Origin of the sequence: Nocardia sp. NBC_00416, from assembly GCF_036032445.1 — a bacterium.
Lineage (GTDB): Bacteria > Actinomycetota > Actinomycetes > Mycobacteriales > Mycobacteriaceae > Nocardia.
The window spans coordinates 3,856,142-3,880,740 of sequence record NZ_CP107932.1; the positions used below are offsets into that span (position 1 = coordinate 3,856,142).

At 67.0% G+C, this 24,599-nt stretch carries 22 protein-coding genes and 1 pseudogene; 7 read left to right on the forward strand and 16 right to left on the reverse strand.

The features are described from left to right. Positions 1-123 precede the first annotated feature (123 nt). The gene (locus OG804_RS16400) at positions 124-1,668 is read left to right on the forward strand and encodes an acyl-CoA carboxylase subunit beta (protein WP_328387483.1); all 1,545 of its coding nucleotides are present in this window, start codon (positions 124-126) and stop codon (positions 1,666-1,668) included. Positions 1,669-1,823: 155 nt separating this feature from the next. Here the strand turns inward: OG804_RS16400 and OG804_RS16405 are convergent, their stop codons facing one another. The 6 genes from OG804_RS16405 to OG804_RS16430 form a co-directional block, all read right to left on the reverse strand. After that, entirely contained in the window at positions 1,824-2,894 is a 1,071-nt protein-coding gene (locus tag OG804_RS16405) for a fatty acid desaturase family protein (RefSeq protein WP_328387485.1), read from the reverse strand. 224 nt (positions 2,895-3,118) lie between these two features. Next, a complete protein-coding gene (locus tag OG804_RS16410; protein ID WP_328387486.1) occupies positions 3,119-3,892 on the reverse strand; it encodes an SDR family oxidoreductase in 774 nt (257 codons plus the stop codon). Between the two features lie 170 nt (positions 3,893-4,062). Beyond that, complete coding sequence (locus OG804_RS16415; RefSeq protein WP_328387487.1) at positions 4,063-5,193, reverse strand: serine hydrolase domain-containing protein; 1,131 nt, start codon at positions 5,191-5,193, stop codon at positions 4,063-4,065. Between the two features lie 203 nt (positions 5,194-5,396). Further along, positions 5,397-6,632 carry a vWA domain-containing protein gene (locus OG804_RS16420; RefSeq protein ID WP_328387488.1) on the reverse strand — a complete coding sequence of 412 codons (1,236 nt, stop codon included), beginning with the start codon at positions 6,630-6,632 and terminating at the stop codon, positions 5,397-5,399. Continuing rightward, entirely contained in the window at positions 6,629-7,876 is a 1,248-nt protein-coding gene (locus OG804_RS16425) for an AAA family ATPase (protein ID WP_328387489.1), read from the reverse strand. Before OG804_RS16425 ends, OG804_RS16420 begins: the two co-directional genes overlap by 4 nt. Positions 7,877-8,230: 354 nt before the next feature. Next, entirely contained in the window at positions 8,231-9,631 is a 1,401-nt protein-coding gene (locus OG804_RS16430; RefSeq protein ID WP_442941542.1) for a hypothetical protein, read from the reverse strand. Between the two features lie 242 nt (positions 9,632-9,873). Between OG804_RS16430 and OG804_RS16435 the strand changes: the two genes are divergently transcribed. The 3 genes from OG804_RS16435 (at position 9,874) to OG804_RS16445 (ending at position 11,811) form a co-directional block, all read left to right on the forward strand. Then, on the forward strand, positions 9,874-10,644 hold the full coding sequence (locus tag OG804_RS16435) for a DUF1542 domain-containing protein (protein WP_328387493.1): 771 nt from the start codon (positions 9,874-9,876) through the stop codon (positions 10,642-10,644). A 312-nt stretch (positions 10,645-10,956) separates the two neighbouring features. After that, on the forward strand, positions 10,957-11,118 hold the full coding sequence (locus tag OG804_RS16440; protein ID WP_328387495.1) for a hypothetical protein: 162 nt from the start codon (positions 10,957-10,959) through the stop codon (positions 11,116-11,118). Positions 11,119-11,190: 72 nt separating this feature from the next. Then, positions 11,191-11,811, forward strand: coding sequence for a hypothetical protein (locus OG804_RS16445; RefSeq protein ID WP_328387497.1), 621 nt, complete (start codon positions 11,191-11,193; stop codon positions 11,809-11,811). A 165-nt stretch (positions 11,812-11,976) separates the two neighbouring features. Here the strand turns inward: OG804_RS16445 and OG804_RS16450 are convergent, their stop codons facing one another. Both OG804_RS16450 and OG804_RS16455 read right to left on the reverse strand, forming a co-directional pair. After that, positions 11,977-13,290 carry a carotenoid oxygenase family protein gene (locus tag OG804_RS16450; protein WP_328387499.1) on the reverse strand — a complete coding sequence of 438 codons (1,314 nt, stop codon included), beginning with the start codon at positions 13,288-13,290 and terminating at the stop codon, positions 11,977-11,979. After that, positions 13,287-13,871, reverse strand: coding sequence for a hypothetical protein (locus OG804_RS16455; RefSeq protein ID WP_328387501.1), 585 nt, complete (start codon positions 13,869-13,871; stop codon positions 13,287-13,289). The genes OG804_RS16450 and OG804_RS16455 overlap by 4 nt, the downstream gene beginning before the upstream one ends. Before the next feature lie 111 nt (positions 13,872-13,982). On the opposite strand from OG804_RS16455, the gene OG804_RS16460 reads away from it, so the two are divergent. Then, entirely contained in the window at positions 13,983-14,501 is a 519-nt protein-coding gene (locus OG804_RS16460) for a PadR family transcriptional regulator (RefSeq protein WP_328387503.1), read from the forward strand. Between the two features lie 231 nt (positions 14,502-14,732). Here OG804_RS16460 and OG804_RS16465 read toward each other — a convergent pair whose 3' ends face one another. After that, on the reverse strand, positions 14,733-14,978 hold the full coding sequence (locus OG804_RS16465; RefSeq protein WP_328398443.1) for an HAD family hydrolase: 246 nt from the start codon (positions 14,976-14,978) through the stop codon (positions 14,733-14,735). A gap of 423 nt (positions 14,979-15,401) precedes the next feature. Between OG804_RS16465 and OG804_RS16470 the strand changes: the two genes are divergently transcribed. Continuing rightward, the gene (locus tag OG804_RS16470; protein ID WP_328387505.1) at positions 15,402-16,736 is read left to right on the forward strand and encodes a Fic family protein; all 1,335 of its coding nucleotides are present in this window, start codon (positions 15,402-15,404) and stop codon (positions 16,734-16,736) included. Between the two features lie 328 nt (positions 16,737-17,064). Next, positions 17,065-17,427 carry a LuxR C-terminal-related transcriptional regulator gene (locus OG804_RS16475; RefSeq protein WP_328387507.1) on the forward strand — a complete coding sequence of 121 codons (363 nt, stop codon included), beginning with the start codon at positions 17,065-17,067 and terminating at the stop codon, positions 17,425-17,427. Positions 17,428-17,442: 15 nt separating this feature from the next. Here OG804_RS16475 and OG804_RS32360 read toward each other — a convergent pair. The 7 genes and pseudogenes from OG804_RS32360 to OG804_RS16505 form a co-directional block, all read right to left on the reverse strand. After that, positions 17,443-18,078, reverse strand: a pseudogene (locus OG804_RS32360) (phosphatase PAP2 family protein); the annotation flags it as partial. Between the two features lie 169 nt (positions 18,079-18,247). Then, positions 18,248-18,847 carry an isopentenyl-diphosphate Delta-isomerase gene (idi, locus tag OG804_RS16480; RefSeq protein ID WP_328387509.1) on the reverse strand — a complete coding sequence of 200 codons (600 nt, stop codon included), beginning with the start codon at positions 18,845-18,847 and terminating at the stop codon, positions 18,248-18,250. Beyond that, positions 18,847-19,857 (reverse strand): polyprenyl synthetase family protein, encoded by a 1,011-nt coding sequence (locus OG804_RS16485; RefSeq protein WP_328387511.1) that lies wholly within the window; start codon positions 19,855-19,857, stop codon positions 18,847-18,849. Before OG804_RS16485 ends, idi begins: the two co-directional genes overlap by 1 nt. Before the next feature lie 196 nt (positions 19,858-20,053). Next, positions 20,054-21,145: a terpene synthase family protein gene (locus tag OG804_RS16490; protein ID WP_328387513.1), complete on the reverse strand. Its 1,092-nt coding sequence runs from the start codon at positions 21,143-21,145 to the stop codon at positions 20,054-20,056. Between the two features lie 156 nt (positions 21,146-21,301). Then, complete coding sequence (gene uppS / locus OG804_RS16495) at positions 21,302-22,054, reverse strand: polyprenyl diphosphate synthase (RefSeq protein ID WP_328387515.1); 753 nt, start codon at positions 22,052-22,054, stop codon at positions 21,302-21,304. A gap of 6 nt (positions 22,055-22,060) precedes the next feature. Then, complete coding sequence (locus OG804_RS16500) at positions 22,061-23,500, reverse strand: cytochrome P450 (protein WP_328387517.1); 1,440 nt, start codon at positions 23,498-23,500, stop codon at positions 22,061-22,063. 375 nt (positions 23,501-23,875) lie between these two features. Then, the gene (locus OG804_RS16505; protein WP_328387519.1) at positions 23,876-24,496 is read right to left on the reverse strand and encodes a chloramphenicol phosphotransferase CPT family protein; all 621 of its coding nucleotides are present in this window, start codon (positions 24,494-24,496) and stop codon (positions 23,876-23,878) included. Positions 24,497-24,599: the final 103 nt, after the last annotated feature.

Below are 24,599 nucleotides of genomic sequence, written 5' to 3' on the forward strand. Positions count from 1 at the left end.
TCCGGAACGCACTCGGTGAGAGCTCACAAGCCCGCACCACTGCATCGGGTCGCGGCCTGCCGGTACGGTGGCAACCGCCCCCGATCCCGGTGCGGTGTTCCTGCGGATAAATCTGGATGTTATATGAGTTCTACCGCCGAAAAACTCGCCGACCTGCGAAAAAAACTCGAGATCGCGCAGGAACCGGCCGGCGAGGCGGGAGCCGCCAAACGAGCGCGCAAGGGCATACCGTCCGCCCGCGACCGCATCGAGATGCTGCTGGACCCCGGCACCTTCATCGAACTCGGTGCGCTCGTGCGCAACCCCGGCGACAAGGACGCCCTCTACGGCGACGGCGTGGTCACCGGGCGCGGTTTGGTCGACGGCCGGCCCGTCGCCGTGTTCTCCCATGATCAGACGGTGTACGGCGGCACCATCGGCGAGATGTTCGGCCGTAAGGTCGCCGCGATCATGGATCTGGCGGGCCGGATGGGCTGCCCGCTGGTCGGCATCAACGATTCGGGCGGCGCGCGTGTGCAGGAGGCCGTGACGTCGCTGCGCTGGTACGGCGAGCTGGCGACGAAGATGGAACCGCTCTCGGGTGCGGTGCCGATGGTGTCGCTCATCCTGGGCAATTGCGCCGCCGGCGCGGTGTACCAGCCGATCTGCACCGATGTCGTGGTCGCCACCGAGAGCGCGCATATGTTCGTCACCGGCCCCAAGATCATCGAGGACGCGATCGGCGAAAAGGTGGACATGGAAGAGCTGGGCGGCGCCTACAACCAGGCCGCCTACGGCAACATCCACCATGTCGCCAAGGACGAGGCAGCCGCCTTCGCGTGGGTCCGCAGCTACCTGAGCTACCTGCCGTCGAGCGCCACCGAGCTGCCTCCGATCGTGAATCCCGGCCTGGAACCGCAGATCACCGAATCCGATCTGACACTGAACACGCTGGTCCCCGACTCGGACAACGCGGTCTACGATATGCACGACGTGCTGTTGCGGATCTTCGACGACGGTGAGTTCCACGAGATCGGCGCGGCCGCCACCACGAATCTGATCACCGGGTTCGCCCGGGTCGACGGCAGCCCGGTGGGTGTGGTCGCCAACCAGCCGACGGTGCTGGCGGGCGCGCTCGACGCCAAGGCCGGCGACAAGGCCGCGCACTTCATCCACATCTGCAACGCCTTCGAGATCCCGCTGGTGCTGGTGGTCGACACCCCCGGCTTCCTGCCCGGCGTCGAACAGGAGAAAGTGGGCGTCATCAAGCGCGGCGGCCGTTTCCTGTTCGCCTACGTGGAGGCCACGGTCCCCAAGGTGACGGTGGTGATCCGCAAGGCCTACGGCGGCGGTTGGGCCGTCATGGGCGCCAAGGCTCTCGGCTGCGATATCTATCTGGCCTGGCCCACCGCCCGCATCGCGGTCATGGGCGCCGACAGCGCGGTGGGCCTGACCCAGCGCAAGGCGCTCGACGCCGCCCCCGAGGATCAGCGCGCCACCATCCGCCAGCAGATGATCGACTTCTACAACGCGACCATCGCGACTCCGTGGATCGCGGCCGAGCGCGGCTACATCGACAGCGTGATCGAGCCGTCGGCGACCCGCCTGGAAATCCGGCGTGCCCTGCACCTGCTCCGCGACAAGAAGGTCGTGCGCTACCCGCGCAAGCATCACCTGCTGCCGCTGTAAAAGCCCCACGGGCAGCAGCGGAACCAGAGCACGACGCCGCCGGAGTCCGTGCGGCGGCGCGGATGCGGCGACCGCACGGCCCGTCGGCTACCGCGACCTGCGCGCAGCCGGCGGGCCGAGCCCGCGCCGGCGGCCCTACCTCTGCCGGGAAGGGTTCATCGGGCGCCGGAGTGCCGGTCGTCGGTGCGCAGGGGCGCGCCGACGTGGTGCAGGTGCGCCAGCGCCTCGCGGTAGGAGGCGATCAGTCCGGTCTCGTGGTACGGCACCCCGATCTCGGCGCAGTATTCGCGGACGATCACCTGGGCGTGCCGCAGATTCGGCGTCGGCATACTCGGGAACAAATGGTGTTCGATCTGATAATTGAGCCCGCCGAGGGCCAGGTCGGTCAGCGGACCGCCCCGGACGTTGCGGGAGGTCAGCACCTGCCGGCGTAGATAGTCGGGGCGGTCGTCGCCGGTCAGGGTCGGCATGCCCTTGTGGTTCGGGGCGAAGAGGCAGCCCATGTACAGACCGAACAGTGCCTGGTGGACAGCGAGGAACGCGAAGGCCTTGTCGGCGGGCAGCACCGCGAACAACGCGGCCAGATAGGCGGCGAAGTGGCCGAAGAGCAGCGCACCCTCCGCTGCGCGATGTTTCAGCGATCGGTTTCTCAGCGCCCGCGCGCTCGCCACATGGAGGTTCAAGCCCTCCAGCATCAGCAGGGGAAAGAACAGGTACGCCTGCGCTCTCCCGATGAGCCGGGGCAGACCACGACTGGCCCGGGCCTGACGTTGCGACCAGACCAGAACGTCGGGCGCGACATCGGGGTCGAGTTCCTCGTGATTCGGATTGGCGTGATGCCGGGTGTGCTTGTCCTGCCACCAGCCGTAGGCCAGGCCGATGCCGGCGTTGCCGACGACGCGGCCCACCAGCTCCGTCGGCCGCCGCAGCCGGAGAACCTGGCGGTGCGCGACATCGTGCATGACGAGTGCGACCTGAGCGAACGTCACGGCCAGGAACGCCGCGATCAACAGCGTCCACCACGAGTCGCCGACGAGGACGAACGCCGCCCAGCCGGCCGCGAACGCGAACCCGACGAGGCCGAGCCGGACGGCGTAGTAGACCGGCTGCCGGTTCATCAGTCCCGCATCGGAGATCCGGCGCAGCAGGCGCGCGTAATCTCCGTCGGCGCCGCCGCGCCGCGATGACCGTGCGGATATCTCTGGGACCAAGGCCGGTGTCGTCATAGATCTTCCTGAGAGTCGGGGACTGCGCCTCCGCCCGTTTTCGATGCCGACCGGTCGATGTCGATCGGCGAGCTGATCCGGCAGGGCCCGCTCGGGGTGCGGGGACGGGGTGACGAGGTCGCTGAACCGACGCTATCGGCCGGATTCTCGTTCCGTGTAATCCCCTGGTATGACAGGAAATCGCAGTGCGGTGTGGTATCGGAGCCCGGCGCGCGGCTACCGATTCATCGACCCTCGCGCTCAGCCGCGATCCGCGCGACGAACTCGTCGAACGTGATCTGTCCGACCGCCCGGTCCCGAGCGAGATGGTTGCCCGCACGGTAGTCGCGCATCGCCTTGCCCGGCAAGGGAATCGACACCACAGCGCGGCGGCGCCCGATGGCCCCGAGGTAGCTGCGGGCCAGTTCGGCGGCGGCACGCACCTGCGGTCCGCCGAGGTCGGGCATCCGGCCCGCGGGCGGCCCGGCGGCGATGTCGGCGAGCTGATCGGCGACGTCGGTGACGTCGATCGGCTGGAAACTCACTTTCGACGGCATCATGGTCACCGGGAGTCTGCGCTGGGCATCGCAGACCGCGGTGATCAGGTCGTGGAACTGCGTCGCGCGCTGGATCGTCCAGGGCAGCCCGGATCCCTCGATCAGCCGCTCGCAGTCCGCTTTCGCACGGTAGTAGCTCAGTGCGACCTTCTCGATACCGACGATCGACATGTACACCAGATGTGGTTTTCCGGCGGCCGCCGCGGCATCGATCAGGGTGCGGGTCGCCGCCACATCACCGCGCCCGTTGGTGGTCGCCGAGTGGATGATCACCTGCGCACCGGCGACCGCCGCCCCGATTCCGCGTCCGGTGTCCAGATCACCGACCACCCACTCCCATGCGGCGGGCTCGCGGTGCCGGCGCGTCAGCACACGGACCTCGTGGCCGGCGGCGACCAGCCGCGGGACGAGGCTGCGGCCGAGTCGTCCGGTACCGCCGGTGACCAGAACTGTGGTGGTCATTTTCGCTCCGTCCCGGCTCGCGACCTCGTCCTGCACCGCGACGGCGCCTCGACCGCCGCTGATGTCATGTGATCAGCATGGCAGAGGCAGTCGGTGTTCGGTCGGACCCGCCGCCGGCGGCGGCGCATCGCGACTACCGACCTGCTGGATGGACGAGCCGGCGGCGGACGCTACCCGCACAGTGCGTGGGTGAGCACCGTGCGTACATCCAACGCGGAAGAGGTGCCGGTATAGGAGTACGTGACCGCGCGACCGCCCGCGGTGGCGCCGGAGACGGCGGTGAACCCGTGGACGCCACCGACGTTGCCCACGAATTCCGCGTCGCACGGCAGCTGGGTGTACGCGATGCCGAGCCCATAAGACATGCCGTCACCGTTGCCCATATCCGTCCCGTCGAGCATCTGCCGCAGCTGGGCCGGCGGCACCACCTGCCCGGCGAGCAGAGCGGTGAAGAACCGGTTCAGGTCGGCGCCGGTGCTGACCAGCGCGCCGGACGCCCACGGCAACGACGGCTCCATGATCGTCGCGTCGGTGACGATACCGTCGGCGGTGACATAGCCGGTCGGATGCGGATCGCGCAGACCGGTCTCGCCGGTGGCCGGCAGGTAGGTATCGGCCAAGGCCAGCGGAATGAGAATGCGGTCGCGCAGCTCATCGGTGTAGCGGTGCCCGGTCACCGCCTCGATCAACATGCCCGCGACGATGTAGTTGATGTTGGCGTACTCGAATCGAGCGCCGGGGGCGAACTGCGCGGGAGACCGCAGGGCGAGGGCTATCTCCTGCGCCGGGGTGTAGGTACGGCCGTCCTGCGCCGCCGCGTGCTCGTTCGTCTCCCGGGTCCGCGCCGGTTCGGGCAGTCCGCTTCGATGGCCCAGGATCTGGCGGACGGTGATGGCGTGCCCGTCCACGCCGTCACCGGTGAGCAGACCGGGCAGATACCCGTCGATCGGCTGGTCGAGGTCGATCCGGTGCTCGGCCACCAGTTGCAGCACGACCGCGGCGGTGAAGGACTTGGTGACGCTCCCGACCCGGACATGCTGGGGAGGATCGGTAGGGATCGGGATCCCGGCGGCGGTATCGGCGCGGCCGGAGGCCACGACGGTGGTGGCATCGTCGTCGGTGAGCGTGGCAAGAGCCCCGACAGCGCCGGAGCGGATCAGTTCGTCGAGGTCACCGTGCACGGTGTCCACGCGGTCGACGCCCACCGGAAGCACGGCGGCGGGCTCGGACGAGGTCGTCGCGCAGGCGGACAGGAACACCGCGGTCGTGCAGATCGGGAGAGCGAAGGCTCGGATACGCATGATCCGAGGGTAGGAACCCGGGGCCGCGAACACATCGGACCGGAGTACCGCGCTGCATAGGACCGGGGAGCCAGGGTTCGGATCGGCCTGCGGTACCGGCCTCGCGATACCGCCGCCAGAATCGAGCCGCCTGCGCACGCACCGGACCACTGAGGCGTCGAGATCGCGCGGCGGACACGCCTCTCTGCCGCAGGCCGACCTCCTCAGACCGACATCCCGATATCGACTACCCGCGCCCAATCCGGTGGACCGTCCGGAACGTAGCCGGGATCACGTTCACTCCACGAACGCTGCCGGCGGAACAGCCCTACCACCGTTCGGCACCCCGGCCGGCCGGTCGGCCAGGGCGTCTGGCCGTCGGTCAGCACGACGAGCACATCGGGGCCGGGCCGGGCCCGAAGCGCCGCGGCGAAACCCGTGCGCAGATCCGTACCCCCACCACCCACCAGGGGTATCCCCTCGGCCCGGCACAGCGGATGCGCGACCCCCGCCGCGGCGTCGCAGGACAGCACGGTGACGAGGTCGCGGCGCCCGCCCACCGCACGGGAGATGGCGGCCACTTCGAGCAGCGCGCTGCCCAGTTCGGCATCGCTGACCGACCCCGAGGTATCAATGACCACGCTGACCCGAGGCGGTGCGCGCCGCAGGCTCGGCAGCACGACGCCGGGCAGCCCGGCCGAGCGCCGCGCCGGCCGACCGTACGTATAGTCCGCGCCGGGGCCGGAACCGGAGGCCGCCGAACGAATGGCCGCTCCCAGCAGGTCCCGCCACGCCTGAGGCGGGTGCAACGCCTCGTCCGCCCAGCGCCGCCACCCCTGCGGCGCGTCTCCCGGACGACCGACGAGCCCCTGCGCCACCCGGAATCGGACCGCGTCGCGTTCCTGTTCGCTGAGGCCGTCCGCACCGTCCGGACCGAGCTCCCACGCACGGTCCGATCCGTCGGCGCCGCTGCCGCAGTCGAGCCACGCCATATCCTCCGTCAGGCTGCCGAGGCGGAACTGACGCAGGTAATCCTCCATGAGCTCGCCCTGGGACAAGCCCAGAGTCGCCGGCACGACAGCCCCCTCCGGCTGGACCAACCCGTCACCGAACGCATCGTCGTTGATCTCGGCGTCGGCGGCTATGTTCATCCGCAGTCGCTCCGCCGGGCCGCTCAGGTTGTGCGCGCGGGCGAATCGGTCGCTGCGACCGTGATGGTCGCGCAGCAGATGCGACACCTCGTGCACCAGTACCGAAGCCAGCTCCTCCACCGGAGTCCGATCCACGAACACGGGCGAGACATAGCACCGCCAGTAGCGGTCCACGCCCATCGTCGGTACTCGTCGCGACTCGACGATATGCAGTGCGTACAGGGCAGTCGCCAGATAGGGCCGGGCCCGGGCGGCGTGCAGGCGGGCGGCGAAGAGCTTGCCGGAGTCGAGCTTCGAAGAGTCCGTCATCGGCCGGCTTTCGCGGCGACGCGGGCCGCGGCGCGATCCGCGCCCTGGGATACCGACACCATTCCGGCGAGTTGTTCGATCGATGCCGGCACATCCCAGTTTTCGCGGCGCAGGGTGGCGAGGGTGGTGGCGGGGACGACCACCAGGTCCGGCGCCCCGGTTTCCACCGCCTTGACCAGTAGCGCCCAGGCCGCGTCCCAGCGGGATTTCCCCGGTTGCCGGCGGACCGCCGCCACGACTCCGTCGAGCACGGCCTGACGCAGATCGCCGCGCTCGGGCAGCTCGGCTGCCGACGGATCGGCGAGCAGCGCTTCGGGGTCCGGTAGGTCCATCCGATCGATGCTGTTCAGCAGTTCGAAGCCGGGACCGTCCCCCACGGTGCCCCGGATCAACAGGGAAAGCACGTCTCCGGCAGATCCGGCCGCCGTGGCGAAGGCGATCAGCCGCACTGTCATGTCCCAACTTCTCGGGGAGGGCCAGGCACCGCCCCGGCGCGTCTCGCTGGTGGGTAGTTGATGCACGAGATTGGGGCGAGCCGTGAGCAGCCCGCAGACGGCGCGGCGGGCGAAAGCCACTGCCTCCGCGAACTTTCCCGGATCGAGCCGGGGCAGTGTCGCGCGTGGCCAGGTTCCGCCGAGGCCACGGACGACCACGTCGTGGTCGTGGGTCCATTGCAGGTGCACGAACCGGTTGGCCAACGGCGGACTCAGCTCCCAGCCGTCGGCCGCCGAGGAGCGCGGGTTGGCGGCGGCGACGATTCGGACGCCCGGCGGTAGCCGCAGGGCACCGATCCGCCGCTCCAGGACGAGGCGCAGCAGGGCGGCCTGCACCGCCGGGGGCGCCGTCGACAGCTCGTCCAGGAACAACAGCCCCCGCCCGGCCCGGACGAGTCGCACGGCCCAGTCCGGCGGAGCCATCGGGACACCGTGCTCGGCGGGGTCGTCGCCGATGATGGGCAGGCCCGAAAAGTCCGACGGCTCGTGCACACTCGCGATCACCGTGGTCAGCGGAAGGTCCAGAGACTCGGCGAGTTGGGTCAGGGCCGCGGTCTTACCGATCCCCGGCTCACCCCACAGGAGCACCGGCAGGTCGGCGGCTACAGCCAGGGTCAGCGCCTCCAGTTGGATGTCGGGACGCGGTTCGGTGGTCACTTCCCCCAACAGGGTCAGCAGGTCACCGGCGACGTCGAGTTGGGTGGCGTGGGCTCGATCGGAGATCGGAGCGCACGGCGTGTATGCGGGCATATGTGAATCACCTTTGGTTGCGAAGAATCGAGGGAACGTAGTTGCGTCGGGCGGATACGGGACGGAAGTCGCCGGGTCGGCGCAGGGTTGTGTCGGTCGGACACTGGACGAAAGTCACCGGGTCAGCGCAGGGGTTGCGCCGGTCGGATTCGGAACGAAAGTCGCCAGGTGGGCGCGGGGTTGAGCCAGTCGGATACGGAACGAAAGTCGCCGAGTCAGCGCAGGGGTTGCGCCGGTCGGATTCGGAACGAAAGTCGCCAGGTCGGCGCGGGGGTGAGCCAGTCGGGCACGGGACGGCGTCACCCGGTCGGCTCGGGGCCGCGTCGGGCGGATGAGGAAGGACGACGCCCCGGGTCAGCGCGAAGCGGCGTCGCGCGGGTGCGCACGGTGCGCGCGGCGACGACGGTCGGGCTGCGCACGGGGAGGTCCGTCGCGGACCAGCCCTGCCCTGAACAGTCCGTAGGTGATCCGTCGTCGCGCGGCGGCCTCCAACTCGTCCCGTAGCGCACCGTCACGCAGCGAGGCTTCGGGTCCGAGCAGGTCCTCGACCACCGCCAGCGCACCGGCGGTGTCGCCATGGTCGAGACGTTCCCGAACACCGGCGAGACAGTCCGGACGACGATGCGCTCGGTCGATGGCCCGCAGGCACGGCAGCGGGGTCCCGGTCAGGGCGACCAGCAGTTCCTCCCGCCGAATCTCGGCCGGGTCGTGATCGAGCGCGGATAGCACACCGTCCACCAGCCCGATCCGGTGCCGCTCGCCCCGGCACTCCACGAGGTTCGGCTGATCTGCCCCGTCCGCGATCCGGGACGTATCGGCCGGCGACCAGCCCGGCACCAGCGCCGCGGCGACCAGCGGATGCAGCCGGTCGGCCGATATCGCCCCGGCACGGATCAGTGCCAGGTCGGGCAATGTCCAGGTCGCCGCGTCGGGCAGGACCGGCAGCGCGGACAACCCGCCACGTGGGTAGGCCTGCGCTTTCCGCAGTGTGGGCGGGCCATCGCCGTCCGACGCCAGATCCGCCACCAGCTCTTGCCGTGCCCCGAACCGCACCCGGACAGGACCGCTCCGCCGCCCTTCGGCGTGCAGGAGAATCCCGGCCTCGGCCGCCCATCGGTCCACGGCGCAACCCGGGGGTACCGGCTCCAGCAGCCCGGGGTCGACGCCGCCGACTGCGAATTGATCGGCCCCGGAACGTGTCCGAAGCTCGTCGGCCATGCGCGCATCCCACAGGTGACGGTGCAGATCGAGGCGGAACCGCGGGTTCGGGCGGGGATGTGGATGTGCACCGGCACCGGCACCGGCACGCGATCCGTCCCACAGGGCCAGGCCGATCCGCTGACCGGCATCCGCCCACGCCGGTGCGGTCCGCACGACGAGGTATACCGAACCCGCACCACCACAACGCGTCAGCGGTCCGGGCGGGTCGTATCGCGCCAGCGCGATGGTCAGGCCCGGCCGCAGCAACCCGTCCGGCGCGATCCTCGGCAGGTGCCAACGCAATAGATCGGGTGCCAGATGGCGCAGATCGGACCGGACGCGGGCCGCGAACTCCCGGCCGTATCTGCGTACCAGCCATCGCATATCGATATCGAGATCGAAACCTGCTGCGGCACATGCCCCGACCCAGTCGCCTCGGCGACGTCGAGCGGTTGCGGTCTCGATCATGGAGGGCGGTACGGCGAACTCACGTACGCGCAACCAGAGGGAAAGGCGGGAATCGTCCCCGTTCGTGACTCGAGTGCGCATCAGCACTCACCTTGCACGGACGGGACCCCCAATCTTTGATCAGAATGAGTCATCACGTGAGCGATCATATAGCCCCGCGCCGATCCCGGCCATCGATGCGTGCATCCCGCCACTGTTCCGGCTGCGTACAGCCCGATTTCCGAACTCCGGCGGCGACGTCGCCGACCACGACCGTGCCGAAGTTACCGAGACCGGGTCGCGAGTAAACTTGTCGGCACTGTGCTCCACCGATTCGAGGAGTGCGACGTATGGAGTGGCTGCTGATCGCCGTCGTGGTTGTCGTGGTGGCGTGTTATCTGGTGTGGCGGTCTCGGCAGGGCGCGAAACGCACCGAGACCGAATTGGCCGACGCGCTCGCCGACGCCCGGCAGGTCAACGAGCGGCTCGGCGGCCAGATCTACAACCTGACCGGCAGTAACGAGCCCGCCCAGCAGGCACTGGCCGACGCCGCGGAGCGGCATACGGCGGCCGGCTCCCAGCTCGACCAGGCCAGAACTCCCGTCCAGGCGCGGCTGGCGAAACAGACCGCGATCGAGGGTCTCTATTACATCCGCGGAGCGCGGACCGCGATGGGGATGGATCCCGGTCCGGATGTGCCGGAGCTCGACGGCCGGGCAAGCGCGGGCAAGGTCAGCGAAGACCGGGTGATCGACTTCGAGGACCGTCGGATCGCGGCCTCCCCCGACCCGTCGTCCGCGACCCCGAACTACTACCCGGGCGGCCGCGTCGCGGGTCGGCCGGTGCCCGCGGGCTGGTACTCCGAACCCTGGTGGAAACCGGCCATGGTCGCCGGCGCCTGGGGACTGGGCTCGGCCCTCCTGTTCACCTCCCTGTTCTCCGGTATGTCCGGCGTCGGCTACGGCGCACAGGGCTTCGAGAACGGCTACGGCGAGGGATTCCAGGACGGTCTCACGTCCGGCGACCAGGGACCCGACGGAGCGGGCGGCGAGGCGGGCGACGGCGGCGGCGACTCCGGTGGCGACTGGGGCGGATTCGACGGCGGCGGTTTCGACTTCTGATATTCCCATCAGCGAACAGCGCCGTAAGCTACGGCTGCCATGACTACTGCAGGCCAGGCCCGGGGCTGGTCCGCTCCGCGGCCTGCTCACCCGCTTTCAAGGAGACAGCAGTGAGAAGCGACGCCTCGCGGTGGCCGATGACGATCATCGCGTTCGCTGGACGGCGCCGCCCTCTCTGTCACCAGCAAAGGCGGCGCCTGACCATCGGCCGGGTCGGCAGTGTCGCCAGGGCCGTCCTTTTCCACGTTCACCGGTAGACAGCACAAGGGAGCACGCAGGGTGACAGCCCATCTGACCATGAGGATTCCTCCGGTGAAGCGCGCGGACCTGGAGAGAATGGGCCCCTCGCCCTGTGTCAGGAACGTGGTCGACCTCACCGACGGATCGGACTGGCGGCTGGGGGCGGCTCTGCTGACCCTGCTGCGTTCCCTCGACGGCCGGTTCGGCGTTTCCTGGGACAGCCGCAAGAAGTAGCCGACGCGACCTCGCCCTTTCCGGAACCGCCACTGCGACACAGGCTCTCCCCCGAGATCGAGAGGATGCTCGATGCCCCGGACCGCCCCGAGAATACTTCCGCCGGCCGCCGCGAGCCCCGACGGCGAAGCGAACCGGTATCTCCTGAAGTTCAAGTCGTCGCTGGTCGAGCGCTGGTCGCACACCCGCATGACCGAGTTGTACGAGATCGTCGACCTATCGGTTTACTTGTGGGCGGTGGACCGTTCCGAGGAGGCACTCGCCGTCCTGCGCTCGGTGACCACCGTGATCACCGAGCCGCCGCGGACACGGGACGGAACGGTCGATTACAACATCTGGTGCCCGGTGGCAGCGGCCAACGCACTCGAGGCACGACTGCTGCGCGGTCGCGGCGACGCCGCGGTGCAGTTCCCGGCGGCCCGCATAGTCGGAGATCCGGGTCTGGCGGACAATCCGGACTTCATCAGAGAACAGGTGGCAGTCGCGCCGGAGAAAATGGCCGCCGCGGCAGCCGAGGTCTCGGTGAAGCGGGCCTGCCATCGGCTGTCCCGGACTCTGATCAGTCTGCTGTTGCTCGCCGAGCTCGCGGCCGCGGGTCACTCCTACGCCGGCTACTACGATGCTGCCGAGGTGACGCGGCTGCTCGAAACAGGCCGCGATCTGCTCCACACCCGACTCGTGGCGGCCGCATGATCCCGGGCTCGCGCGATCGCGGACGTGATCACCGGCTATCAGGATCCCGGATTCGACCGGTCCGTTTCGGCCGAGATGATGGGACCTCCGCGCCGCCCGAGAGGTTGCCGACCATGGTTCGGGCCCAGCACTGCGCCGGGGCTCGAGCCCTGTTTCCGAGAGCACTCAGTCCGCGATCCAACTGCCGTGGAATCCTGCCGGCACCCGTCTGGGCAATCGCACGGAGGCGGTCCGGGACAGATCGCCGGCATCCAGGATCAGTAGTTCGGAACCATGTCCGCCACGGTCGGAGGTGATGGTGAGCAGCCAGCCCTCGTCCTCGCCGCCGGCGTCGGACGCCGGGACGAAAACGGCCTCGCCGGGCGCGAATCCGGATCCCAGTTCGTGTGACGTCGCACTCCCCTGGCCCACATCGTATTTCACGATCGATGAATCACCCACCGCGTAGAGATAGCGGGAGGGCAGACCGGTGCGCTGCTCGTCGTGCGTCGGAAATTCGACATCCCGGTCGTCACACTGTGTTTCGACGGCCCGGCCGGTAGCGATATCGAGCACCCAGCGATGCAAGCGGCTCGCCCCGGCACTGCCCGCGGCGCCGTCGCCACCGATTCCCGACCAGATCGCGGTGAAGTCTTCCGGCGCGTAGCGCACCGCGTCGAGCACGATTTTGCCGTCGGTGTCCTCGTAGGCGTTGCCGACGTGGAAGACATAGCAGGGATCGATATCGAACCAGCGCACCGCGCCGCCGGCCCGCGGCATCACCCCCAACCGGGCGGGGTAGTCCGAATCCCAGCGATAGGGCATGCCGCCCAGCAGGTTCCGATCGAACACGACCGGGAGATCCAGCCACACCACATAGTGTTCGGTAATCGCGAAATCGTGCATCATCGTCGGACCGCCCACCTCGACGACCCGGCTCTCCACCAGCTCACCCGCGGCGGACAGCCGGTGGTAGGTCAGATACGGCGGCGCGAACCCGTAACCGAAGAACAGCAATTCGCCCGTCCGCGGATCGCGCTTGGGGTGTGCGGTCATGGCGGTGGTCAGTCGGCCGCCGAAGTCCCGCGGGCCGACCGTGTCCAGTTCCGGCGTGAGCTCGTGGGGAAATCCGCTCTCGACCAGGGCCATGATCCGGTCGGCGTGTGCGATCACGTGGGTGTTCGCCGAAACGGCGGCCCGATCGACGGTGCCGTCCTCGCGACGCAGCGATGCCCCCTCGGTGAACCGGGTCGTGCGCACCCATCGATTGCGGTACCACTCCGCGCGGCCCTCGCGCAGCCGCACCCCGTGCACCATGCCGTCACCGATGAACCAGTGCGCGCTGGCGCCGCCGAGCTCCGGATTCGGACCGTTGCGGAAGTAGCGTCCGGTCAGCTCGGGCGGCAGGGTGCCCTCGACCGGCAGATCGTAGGCGTCGATCTCATCGGGCACCGGTGCGAACAAGCCCGTCAGCCATGGCGCGGTTGCCGAGTCGCTCATGCGATTACCTCCATGGTGGATGCCGCGGCGACCGCTCGACGCCGGGCGTATGCGGGATAGCGGGCGGTGAAGATCGCGGCCACCGCGACGACACCGACCTTGCAGGCGACCAGTGCGAGAACGTTGTGCGGCGCGCGGGCCTGCACATAGGCCAGGGACGCGGCCTCGCAGGTGAAGCCCAGTGCCCACACCAGCGTGACCACCGTATTGATCCGGATGAAAGCTGGTAGCCGGGCGATATCGGCACTCACCGTCCGCCGGGCGATACCGAGGGTGAACGGCCGCCGCGCTGCCAGGCTCGCCCATGCGGTCACGGCGAGCCACGCCATGGCCAGTGCCGCTCCGTAATCGAGCAGCGATGAATCCGGCAGCGCCACCGTCAGGACGGAGAAGACAGCCATGAAGCCGGCAGTGGACAGATCCAGGATCGTCTCGTCTGCCCGACGCCCCGCCCGGCGGTCGGCGGCGAGCAGCACGACCGACGTGAGCAGCCCGCCCAGGGCGCCGACTCGATTGTCCACTCCGCTCCCCACAGCGAGCACGATCCAAGGCAGAAAGCTGCGGGCGTAGTATTTCAACACGATCTCGACCTCTCGCCGGGCTATATGTCACTTGAGACATGTCAAAGCTAGACGTTTCTAGTTCGACATGTCAATAGTGAAATGTCTGCTTCGACATGTTAGGTTCGAGATATGAGCCTTCGATTCGCTGCTCTGGGCCTACTGGCCGACCGCGGTCCGGCCAGCGGATACGACCTGTTGAAGATGTTCGATATTTCGCTGGGCAATATCTGGCAGGCCACCCAGAGCCAGCTGTACGGCGAACTCGGCAAGCTCACGACGGAGGGACTGATCGAGGTCGCCGCGGAGGGCGCGCGCAGGCGTAAAGTCTACGAGATCACCGAAATTGGTCGAAATGCGCTGCGGCACTGGATGATCGAAGTCGATCCCGCGCCGGCGCGGCGCGACGAGACGATGCTGCGGGTGTTCCTGCTCGGCACCGTCGAACCCGAGGAGCGCCGCGCCTTCCTGCGCAAATGCGCCGATGCCCTGAAGCGGCGACTGACCGAGATCGACGAACTGGAGGCGCGGATCGACTGGGACGATGACAATCTGTCCCACTACGGTCGGCTGGTGATGGATTACGGCAAGGAGCTCGTGCAGATGCGCGGCGAGTGGTTCGAACAGGCCGCCGAGCGCGTCAACCGCTGACGCCCTGCGCTGCCGCATCTCACCAGAAGGTCGGGGTAATGGAGCCCGGTACCGGCAGCTCGCCTACCCTTGGCCGGCCGCGGACGGATGGCACGAAGGCGCGACTTCATCAGTGAACAGGTCGCAGTCGCGCCGGAGAGAATGGCCGGCGCGGCAGCCCAGGTCTCGGCGAACCGGGCCTGCCATCGGTTGTCCCGGACTCTGATCAGTCTGCTGTGGGCCTCGCGATGGTCAGAACCATCGGGCCAAGAGGGTGGCCGGACCATCCTCGGCAACCGGTGGACAGACTTCGTCGGCCACGGCGCGCACGACCTCGGGCGCATGGCCCATGGCCACCCCGTGAGCTGCCCAGGCGAGCATTTCCAGATCGTTGACACCGTCGCCCACCGCGAGGGTCCCGTTCGCCGGAGCGCCGAGCTGGACGGCGCAGATCGTGCCGTCGATATCCAGCGCAACCAGCTCCGGCCGAAAACGCAGCGGGAATCACATCGACAACCATAGGCAATAGCCTGCAGCGCAACGATTCTCGGGACCAAACGCAGCGATCGGCACCAAGGGGTCACCGCCACCGCCGACCATCCTGCACCACGACGGGCACGCCGACTCGATCCAGGGCTACACGGCTGGTGCGACAACATACGAGCCGGGCGACAGGTTCGGCACGCGGCGACGACGACCTGTCCTCGAGCTACCTCCAACCCCTAACCAAAACCTAATGAAGCCCAACTTAGGACTTAGGACCAAGGCCGAGTAACGCAGCCCGAACCCCTCGCGCCATCACTCACGTGCACCAGATCTACCCCTTAGCTCCCGAGCTGACCTAGATACCCTGGCCAGTTGCCGAGCAAACCCTAACCCTAAGGATGTTAGCCTTAGGGTTTAGCGCAGAGGAGCCCTGAGATGCATCCTGCCCCGCCGCCCGACCTGGAAGGTCTGCGGAAAAAGCTCCTTGACGGTGACAGTCGGCTCATCAACGGTTTGTTTGCCGCACCGGGAGCCTCTGATCTCTATTTACCTTGGGATAAACTTCGCTACAAGAAACCACCAGAAGGCATGACCCATGAAGAGTGGTGGTTGGTCACAAAGATAGCAAGAACGGGGATGCGACGCCCCGTTCCTTTACAGGATATCGACGGATCTTCGTTCGCCTACGCACTACCGGATGAGGTGCTCAGGCTTCTCGATGAAATAACACAGCGCGCGAGTGGACAAATCGCCGCTCCAGAACAAGTCACGAATCCGACGACCCGAAATCGGTATGTCGTGAGCTCGTTGATCGAAGAAGCCATCACTTCCAGCCAGCTCGAAGGCGCATCCACAAGCCGTAAGGATGCAAAGAATATGATCAGGTTCGGGACTCGGCCTCGCACCCGTAGCGAACAGATGATCCTGAACAACTACAACGCGATGCTGTTCGTTCGCGAAAATCAGAAAGAAGAGTTCAGTCCCGAGATTATTTGCGAACTACACAGAATAGTTACCGACGACACTCTCGACGACCCCGATTCTGCGGGAAAGATTCAAAGCGATCCGGACCCGGCTGATCGCGTAAAGGTGTACGGCAGAGATGAAGAGATCCTTCACATTCCCCCGCCCGTAGAGCAGCTCCCTGGGCGTTTGCAGCGATTGTGCGACTTCGCCAACGAAAAAGACGACAACAGTGGATACGTCCCGCCGGTCGCAAGGGCGTTGATAATACACTTCATGGCCGGCTACGACCATTACTTCGAGGACGGTAACGGAAGGACTGCTCGCGCGCTTTTCTACTGGAGCATGCTCAAGCAAGGCTACTGGCTCACCGAATACCTGACGATCTCCAAGATTCTGAAGAAGGCCCCCGCGAAGTACGCCCGATCCTTCCTGCTGAGCGAACAAGACGAAGGCGACCTGACATACTTCATCATCTATCATCTCGAAGTCATCAGTCGTGCCCTGCATGAACTAGACGACTATCTCGCCAGAAAAGCAGAGGAAGTACGCGAGACACGCGTGGCCCTGTCTCCTTCTGGCATCTTCAATCATCGCCAACTCGCTCTCATCGAATATGCGATCCGGAACCATACCGGGGAAGTCACTGTACATTCCCACATGAGAAGCCATGCCGTCGCAGAGCAGACGGCCAGGAACGATCTCGTCGACCTCGAGAATCGAGGCTTGCTCAATCGGAGCAAGGTGGGGCGGACGTTCGTCTGGTCTCCAGTGGCGAATCTCCCGAAGAAACTCAACCGCAACTGATCGAACGTGAACGCAACCGCCAGTTGAAATTCGATGCCCGGAGCGTGGCCGGGTCGACTCTGCTCGGCGGTCGCCACGCTGGTGGAGCGGACCAGCCGGTTCACGGCCCTGGTGGCGCTGCCCGACGGCATCGAACCGAGCGGGTGACACCCCACCTGACACGTTTCCTACTCGGGTTGCCCGCGCCGATGCGGTGCACCCTGGCCTGGGATCGCGGCCGCGAAATCGCCATCGATCGATGGACAGGCAGGCGCTGCGAGACTTCGCCAGCGAGCGGCACAAGGAGTTGTCTCCCAAGTTCTAAGGTCAGTGTGTGGATCGATCGGGGATGCTTTCGAGAAGTTCGGGGGTGGCCGACGGCGCCGCCTATCTGTCACCGAAGGTCGCCGCGCGAGTCGTTGCCCACCTGGCGAACTCCGGGCCGCGATCGGTGGCCGACGGCCGGGCGAGCGCCCGAACCCGGGTCGAAGCGCTCACCGTGCGGGAGCGGCAGGTCTTGGCTCTGCTCGGCGCCGGTCTGACCAACCGGCAGATCGCGCGCCGGTTGACCGTGGTGGAGGGGACGATCAAAGCTCATGCGAGTTCGATCCTGGCCACGCTCGGCGTCGACAACCGCGCGGCCGCTGCGGTCGTGGCCTACGAGGCCGGTGTCGCCGCGTCGGATACCGCCTCGCACAACCGGCTCCGCTGATCTCACCACAGCCAGCAGCGCACCGACCGTGCAGGCACCGAGCACACAACCCGCGAGCACATCGTGCGGGTAGTGGACCCCCGCCGCCACCCGCGATACCACTGCCACGGCCATCAACGCCACCACCGGAACAGCCGACCTGCGCCACGTGACCACCAGCCCCACAGCCAGGCCCGCCGCAAGAGTTGCGTGATTGCTGGGAAAAGACCAATCACCGGCCGGCGGGCAAGAGGCGACCTCGACCGCCGAACGCACTGCGCGGCACGGTCGTTCCTCATCGACCACCAACTTCACAGCCTCACTGATCACATATGCCCCGACCGTGCCCAGTGCCGTCGCCCCGGTCGCCACTACCAGCGGCCACTGCCGGCCTCGGAAACCCGACCACCCCGACCGCGCCCACAGCACGCCCAGAACCAGCAGGCACCCCTCCCCGAACAACTCCACCAACCGCACCAGCGTCGGGGAGGAATCGAAGGCACCGGCCAGACCCCGATACATCGACACCGAAGGCCCCTCGGTGATCTCGACCGGACCCGGCTGCCCCAAACCTCCTGGGGACAGCCACACCACAACCACCCCACCGGCCAACACCACCAGTACCGCGACAAACAACCACCGGCCCATCTCGGCCCACACTCTCATTCGCATGACGAATGACGTTAAGAGCGGCAACTACCCACCGCATCGCCCGAACGACCACCCATCCGATATGACCATCGTCAGGGTTGACCACCCCGAAGACCCGGCATCCACAACCGAGGTTGCTGAATGACTTTCGAATAACGATGCGAACACCGTGTAGACGTAGACGTCGTGGCTACGGGCCCATCCGGGCCGCGGGCGGCAGTTCGGCGTCCGCGGCAACGGGCCAGGTGAGAGGACTACCCAGCCGGGTGAGAATGGCCAGTTGTTCTAGGCACCACGGGGAGATCGGTGCCAGCGTGGTGGCGGCCTGCGTGGCGAAGTCGTCCCAATCGAGCCAACAGGCCGTCGATACCTCGGCTGGGTTCGGGGTGGGCGAGCTATCGACGATCGCTCGGTAGACGGGGCACAGCTCGTACTCGACGGTCCCGTCGAACATGACTGCGCGATATCTGAATGTGGGCACGACGAGATCGATTTCGGCGGTGCGAAGGCCGAGTTCGTCCGATAGTCGCCGCCGAACCGCGTCCGGAAGCGGCTCGCCGGGCGCGGGATGACCGCAAGCACTGTTGGTCCACACGCCCGGCCAGGTCTTCTTGTCGGTCGCGCGCTGTGTGGCCAGAAAGCGCCCGTCCTGTCCGAAGACATAGCAGGAGAACGCAAGGTGCAGCGGGGTGTGATCGGTGTGGACTCCAGCTTTCGGTGCGGTGCCGATGGCATAACCGGACTCGTCCAGGAGCACGACGCGCTCCTCGAGAGGGGGCGCTTCTACCATCACTGATCCCGTCGGACGGCGGCCTGGGTCAGGAGGCGAAGCCTGACAGTAGCGGTCCCGGCGGGCAGTGCGGCAAACGCGGACTGTGCACGCAGGTCGGCCTGCTGCCGCGTCCAGTCCAGGGCTCCACAGGCCTCCACGAACCGCGTGGCTCGCGCCACGTCGGCAGTAGTCATCGGCCCATCGGATCGATACAGCTCGCGCAGGTCGGCGGCCTCCGGGCAACCCGAATCCAAGGCCGCTACCACCGGCAGCGACCGTTTGCGCCGGGCCAGGTCGTTACCGACCGGCTTGCCGGTCACGGCCGTATCACCCACGATCCCGAGCACATCATCGGTGAACTGGAATGCCGCACCCAGTTCACGGCCGAAGTGGTCGAACGCGGCTACGGTGTCGGCGTCGGCGTCGGCGCACAGCGCACCCAGTGCGCACGCGCAGCCCATCAGCGAACCGGTCTTCCCCAGCACCATCCGCATGTACTCGCCCGCCTCGACAGTCGGGCGGGACTCGAACATCAAGTCCTCGTATTGACCCCGGCACATCTCCACTGTGGCTGCCTCGACTCGGCCCACCGCTTCGGCGACCGACGCAGTCGGCAGGTTCAGCAGCATCCGGATCGTCATCGCGTGCATCGCGTCCCCCAGCACGAGGGCCGCATCGCTGCCCCACACTCGCCACACGGTGGCTCGGCCGTGCCGCATCTCGTCGGCGTCCATCACATCGTCGTGAACCAGGGTGAAGTTGTGCAGCATCTCGATCGCCGCGGCAGCCGCCACAGCTGTCGACTCCGCGCCCCCGCAGGCGGCCGTGACGGCGAACACGAGGGCCGCCCGCAGCCCTTTACCTGATCGTCCTCGAGTCGGGTGCCCTGTCTCGTCCCACCAGCCGAAGTGATAACCGGCCATGAGGCGCAAGGGATCCGGCAACTGTTCGACAGCCTCTCGCAGCGCCGGGTCGCACGACGTCCGCGCCTCGGCGAATATTTCTCCGGGATGGAGGTCCGCTGGCACTGGGCGAGGACCTTTGGTGGCGGCCGGCGAATCGCCGATCACCACCGTGGCGCTGCGGGCCGTGGCCGGATTCCGACCGGTCATACAGCGGTGTCCCGTCCGGTGGCCGGGGCGAGTCGCCGCGTTGTGGCTATCGATGCCGCGTACCCGCTGTCGCGCCGGTCGCGGTGCTGGATGGTGCGCGATGTGGTGCGGATCAACTGAATGCGGCCCTGTGTGTGGCGATCTCGCGGAATCCCCAATCGGCGACGTGGGTGGGCACGCTTCGGCTGTAACGGGCTGCTTCGGGATCGTAGCGACCGGACTTGTTGCGGTAGAGGAGTTCGAGGCCGGCGATGACGCTCTCCATGTCAGCGATGTGCTGCACCGTCCCGGTCCGGGTAGCTGCGTCCACCTTCATGAGATCGAGGAGCGCGGGAATACGACCTTTGGCAGTGAGGTAGTTGTCCAGGGCATGTTGAATGAGTCGGCGTACCTCGACATTCGCCTCGTCGTGGGAGGCGCCACCGCGTTCGAGCAGTATCACGGTGCTGTAGGTGCCACCGATCTGATCACGCTCACGATAGGCGGAGAAGACATCGTTGATCATGACCGCGACGTCGGCCAGAGCGTCGTGCATGCGCCGGAACTCGACCGTCTCCGAGATGGATACAGGCAGCTCCCACCCGCGCATCAGGGCATTCCAGTCGAACATCATCTGGATGCCGACATCCGCGCGACGCCGAGACAGCAGAGTGGGAATATCCAGGGGTGTACCCAGCGCGTGGTCGATGGACTGTTGCTGGATTGCGGTGAAGAACAGGCGGGTACTCTCGCGCAGCCGCCCGAGCCAGACAGGGCCGGCGCCGGTGGCGGCAACACGGCGCATGATATCGGACAGCGCATCGCAGAACTGCACACCGGGATGGGGGTTGGTGCCGGGCACGGCGTAGAGCACGTCCAGGACCATGTCGAGGATGACGTGGACGACGTGGGGCGCCTCGAAGCCGGTGGTCACGTCGAATTGGTCGTCGAGCAGGGTCAGGTAGGCGTTCCAGTCGGCCAGCAGATCGATGGCGTCACCGTCGGCGTCGGGATAGAAGCAGCCGACGACATTCTCGAAGTTCCAGCTGTCCAGGCGGGCCCGCTCGGCATCGGTGTTCACGAGCCGCATTCGGCCGGCCCAGTCGACCACGTGCTTGCGCGCCCGGGCGGCGGGCCGGTAACGAGTGGGAAACGGCAGGGGGACCGGGGCCCTGCGGGCCGCCTCCCCCGCGGCAACGGCACTGTCATCAGCGATATGGGTCATGTCTTACTCCGATCCCGATGAGTCGGTGGAATGAGGGTGCGGCGGGGCGGGACGCGGCGTCGCTCCCGGCGCGCGAGTGTGCAGGGCGGCGGTCGAATCGGACCGAGTAGTCACCGGCCGCCACCCTCCGTGCCGGGAGTTACACCCTTCTCGACTTCACTGTCCATATGTGCGAACGCGCTGCCTGTACCAGGACAGTGCACGAAGAAAGTCGGCATGCTGGAAGTCGGGCCAGGTCACTGGGCAGAAGTAGTACTCGGTGTAGGCGGTCTGCCAGGGCATGAAGCCGGACAGGCGCTGCTCGCCGGAGGTGCGGATGACCAGGTCCGGATCGGGCTGGCCCATGGTATCCAGATGCCGGGCGATATCCGCGGGGTCGACGTGCTGTATCAGGTCGTCCAAGCTGCCTGCCGCGCGATGTGCCACGAGCATTCTCTGAACACTGCGCGCGATCTCATCGTGACCACCATAGGCAACGGCGATATTCGCCGTCGGGCCGACGACCTGCTCGGTGTCGTCTGCGGCCCGAAACAATGCCTCGGTCCATCGCGCCGGCAATCGTTCCGGTACACCGAGGTAGCGAATACGCCACCGCTGTGTCGCGGCGATAGCCTGTGCCGTACTGACGATCACCCGGAGCAGGTCGTCGAGTTCGGTGTCGGGCCGGCGCAGGTTTTCGGTGGACAGGGGCCACAGGGTGACGACCTCGAGGTCGGCGATGTCCCGACACCAGGTGAGCAGGTCCAGGACCCGATCTCCCCCGTGCTGGTATCCCTTCGAGGTGCTGCGGCCATGGCTACGGGCCCAACGTCGATTGCCGTCCAGGATGACGGCCAGATGCCGGAGCACCCCGCTTTCCGGTGGGTAATCGGATGCAGCGGTGGGCTGTGTCTCTATCAGCGGGTCCATCGTGGCCTACGTTTCTTTTCCGGCCGGACAGCCGACGGACTTTCGTCCTTCGGGGAATGGCCGATCGGCTTGCAGTGGTGGTCGATGGACGTCACCCGACGGGGTGTGGGTGCGGGACGTGACACGCATCCGCAGGCCCGAGGGGTGCAGGGCTACAGCCGCAGCAGGGCGGACCTGCTGGCCGGGGACCGGGTCCAGGCGCCAGCGGGCGGTCATGGTGGCGAGGGCGAGGACTGCCTCGGTGAGAGCGAACTGGTCGCCGACGCATTTGCGGGCGCCTCCGCCGAACTGGATCGACGCGTTACGTGGTGGCGCCGCGGCCTGAGCCCACCGGTCGGGGTCGAAACGCTCGGGGTCGGTGAAGACCTCTGGCCGATGGTGGATGAGATAGGGGCTGACCACAACAGTCGTTCCGGGGGATACCGGGTATCCGCCGAGGTGGGTGTCGGCGGTGACGGTACGGGTGAGGATCCATCCCGGCGGATACAGTCGGAGGGTCTCGGTCACGACGCGGCTCGTCAGCTCCAGTTTCGGCAAGTGCTCGAATCCGGCCGGAGCCCCTGCAAGTACCGCATCCACCTCTGCGTGAACCCGATCTCGTATGCCGGGGTTGCCGGCCAGCAGGTGCAGTGCCCAGGTCAGGGTATTGGCGGTGGTCTCCCACCCTGCGCCGAAAAGTGTGATGACCTGGTCTCTGATATCGGTGTCGGTCAGGGTTGCGTTTCTCTCCGATGTGCTTTCGTCGCGGGCGTCCAACAGCATCGACAGGAAATCGCCGTGGTCGGCGCCATCGGCCCGGCGCTCAGCGATGATGTCGCCGACGATCTGGCGCAGGCGGTCGCATGCGCGGCGGTAGCGGCGGTTGCCGGGTGTGGGAAGCCGGTCCAGCAGCCGTGGGGTGATCAACCGCCGGAACATTTCCTCGGTGATCGTGGTGAGATCGTCAGCGGCGCGACGGGCGGCCTCGGATGAGAGACCCTGGGAGAACATCGTCTCCATCGCGATCGCCATGGTGAGCTCGGCCATCTCCGCCGGTACATCCAAAACCTGGCCATCGTGCCAGCGGCTGGTGAAAGCAGCGGTATGGGCGGTCATCATCTGCGCGTACCCGGCAAGGCGCTCGCGACGGAAGGCGGGCTGGACGAGTTTGCGCTGCCGCCGGTGCAGATCATGCGGACAGGTGAGCAGGCCGTCGCCGAGCAACTCCCCTACCCGGTCGATGAGGAACCCGCCCTTGTCGAAAGTGCGGTCGTCCCGAAACACCTCGGCGGCCAGCTCCGGGCTGCAGACCACGACCACGCGGCCGGGGCCGAGGCGGATCTGGACCAGGTCACCGTAGGCGGGCAGGGAGGTCAGCAACGCGAGCGGATCACGGAGCAGTGGCACAACATGACCGAGCAGCGGCAGTCCGCCGGGCGCCTGCGGAATCACCTCTGATGCTGTCATGACTGCTCTTCGGTGAACTGGAAAATTCTGTCACCACCGGAATCTCGACGCTTCGTCGGCCGGAACCTCATGCCCGGGCTGCGCGATTGTCGCGGATCACACCGGAAGTGGCCGGAGGCGGGTCGGGGTTGGCATATGTACATAAAAACCCTTGAGAGCACGGGAAATAGCAATCCAAACCGCACGTCCGGTTCTCGGGCACACTCAATCACATCTCCCGAGCACACCCGACCATGGGCTTCCCAATCCTGGGATGATGCCCCGTGACTGATGTCACCGACATTCAGGCCTTGGTTGCCAGCGAATTGCCCCTTCTAGGCGGTGAATCCGAGTGCTGCTGGGCGGGTGGGGAAGTTGCGACGGTGATGTCGGAGGTCATCGGCTGGTGCCGCGCTGTTCGTGCGCGGGGTGCTGGTGCCGCAGGATGGTTCTGGCCAGGGCAGCGGGTGTTCTCGTAGTCGTGTCGACGGTCATGTCGTAGGTGTAGCCGTGGTCGTGAACGGTATGTAAGTGACCGCGCGCCAGACCAATCGGGTGGCGTCGGTCCTGTTCTCGCTGTTCAGCGACGGCCAACGGGCAGGTGACGCCGACGAGCTGGACATCCAGGCCGGCCAGGGCGTCCATCCAGATCGGCAACAAGTCTGGGGTCAGGAGCATCTCGTCGATGACCAGATCGTCGCCGCCGCGCGCGAATGCGGCGGCTGCGGCGCATGCGGAGTGCAGCATGCGCCGCCCGACGTGGCCGTAGCGGATGACCACGACCGGGTGACCGTCGGCGTCGTGGCCGCTGCGGTCATACCAGAATCCGTCGCGGCTGAGCGGGCCGTCGCGTCCACCGCCCCAGTTCGGTGGCGCCAGGCCGAACAGGGTGTCGATTCCCCAGTAGACGAACGGGGTATCGCTCTCGTCCTGGATAGCGCGGGCAAGGGTGGTCTTGCCTGAACTCGATATCCCGTTGAGGAGGATTACTCGACTTGGGAGTCCTGTGTTCGGCATCCGACCACACTATCCAGCCGCTCAGTGTGCGCACCGGGTTCAGCCTTTCGATCCAGCAACCGGATCACCGGGAGATGACTTCGTCATGCTTACCCGGCAGAGA

Bases quoted from the DNA above. Each gene is read 5' to 3' on its own strand.
- OG804_RS16400 (WP_328387483.1), top strand. From the start codon at position 124: ATGAGTTCTACCGCCGAAAAACTCGCCGACCTGCGAAAAAAACTCGAG.
- OG804_RS16405 (WP_328387485.1), bottom strand. From the start codon at position 2,894: ATGACGACACCGGCCTTGGTCCCAGAGATATCCGCACGGTCATCGCGG.
- OG804_RS16410 (WP_328387486.1), bottom strand. From the start codon at position 3,892: ATGACCACCACAGTTCTGGTCACCGGCGGTACCGGACGACTCGGCCGC.
- OG804_RS16415 (WP_328387487.1), bottom strand. From the start codon at position 5,193: ATGCGTATCCGAGCCTTCGCTCTCCCGATCTGCACGACCGCGGTGTTC.
- OG804_RS16420 (WP_328387488.1), bottom strand. From the start codon at position 6,632: ATGACGGACTCTTCGAAGCTCGACTCCGGCAAGCTCTTCGCCGCCCGC.
- OG804_RS16425 (WP_328387489.1), bottom strand. From the start codon at position 7,876: ATGCCCGCATACACGCCGTGCGCTCCGATCTCCGATCGAGCCCACGCC.
- OG804_RS16435 (WP_328387493.1), top strand. From the start codon at position 9,874: ATGGAGTGGCTGCTGATCGCCGTCGTGGTTGTCGTGGTGGCGTGTTAT.
- OG804_RS16445 (WP_328387497.1), top strand. From the start codon at position 11,191: ATGCCCCGGACCGCCCCGAGAATACTTCCGCCGGCCGCCGCGAGCCCC.
- OG804_RS16450 (WP_328387499.1), bottom strand. From the start codon at position 13,290: ATGAGCGACTCGGCAACCGCGCCATGGCTGACGGGCTTGTTCGCACCG.
- OG804_RS16460 (WP_328387503.1), top strand. From the start codon at position 13,983: ATGAGCCTTCGATTCGCTGCTCTGGGCCTACTGGCCGACCGCGGTCCG.
- OG804_RS16470 (WP_328387505.1), top strand. From the start codon at position 15,402: ATGCATCCTGCCCCGCCGCCCGACCTGGAAGGTCTGCGGAAAAAGCTC.
- OG804_RS16475 (WP_328387507.1), top strand. From the start codon at position 17,065: ATGCTTTCGAGAAGTTCGGGGGTGGCCGACGGCGCCGCCTATCTGTCA.
- idi (WP_328387509.1), bottom strand. From the start codon at position 18,847: ATGGTAGAAGCGCCCCCTCTCGAGGAGCGCGTCGTGCTCCTGGACGAG.
- OG804_RS16490 (WP_328387513.1), bottom strand. From the start codon at position 21,145: ATGACCCATATCGCTGATGACAGTGCCGTTGCCGCGGGGGAGGCGGCC.
- uppS (WP_328387515.1), bottom strand. From the start codon at position 22,054: ATGGACCCGCTGATAGAGACACAGCCCACCGCTGCATCCGATTACCCA.
- OG804_RS16500 (WP_328387517.1), bottom strand. From the start codon at position 23,500: ATGACAGCATCAGAGGTGATTCCGCAGGCGCCCGGCGGACTGCCGCTG.
- OG804_RS16505 (WP_328387519.1), bottom strand. From the start codon at position 24,496: ATGCCGAACACAGGACTCCCAAGTCGAGTAATCCTCCTCAACGGGATA.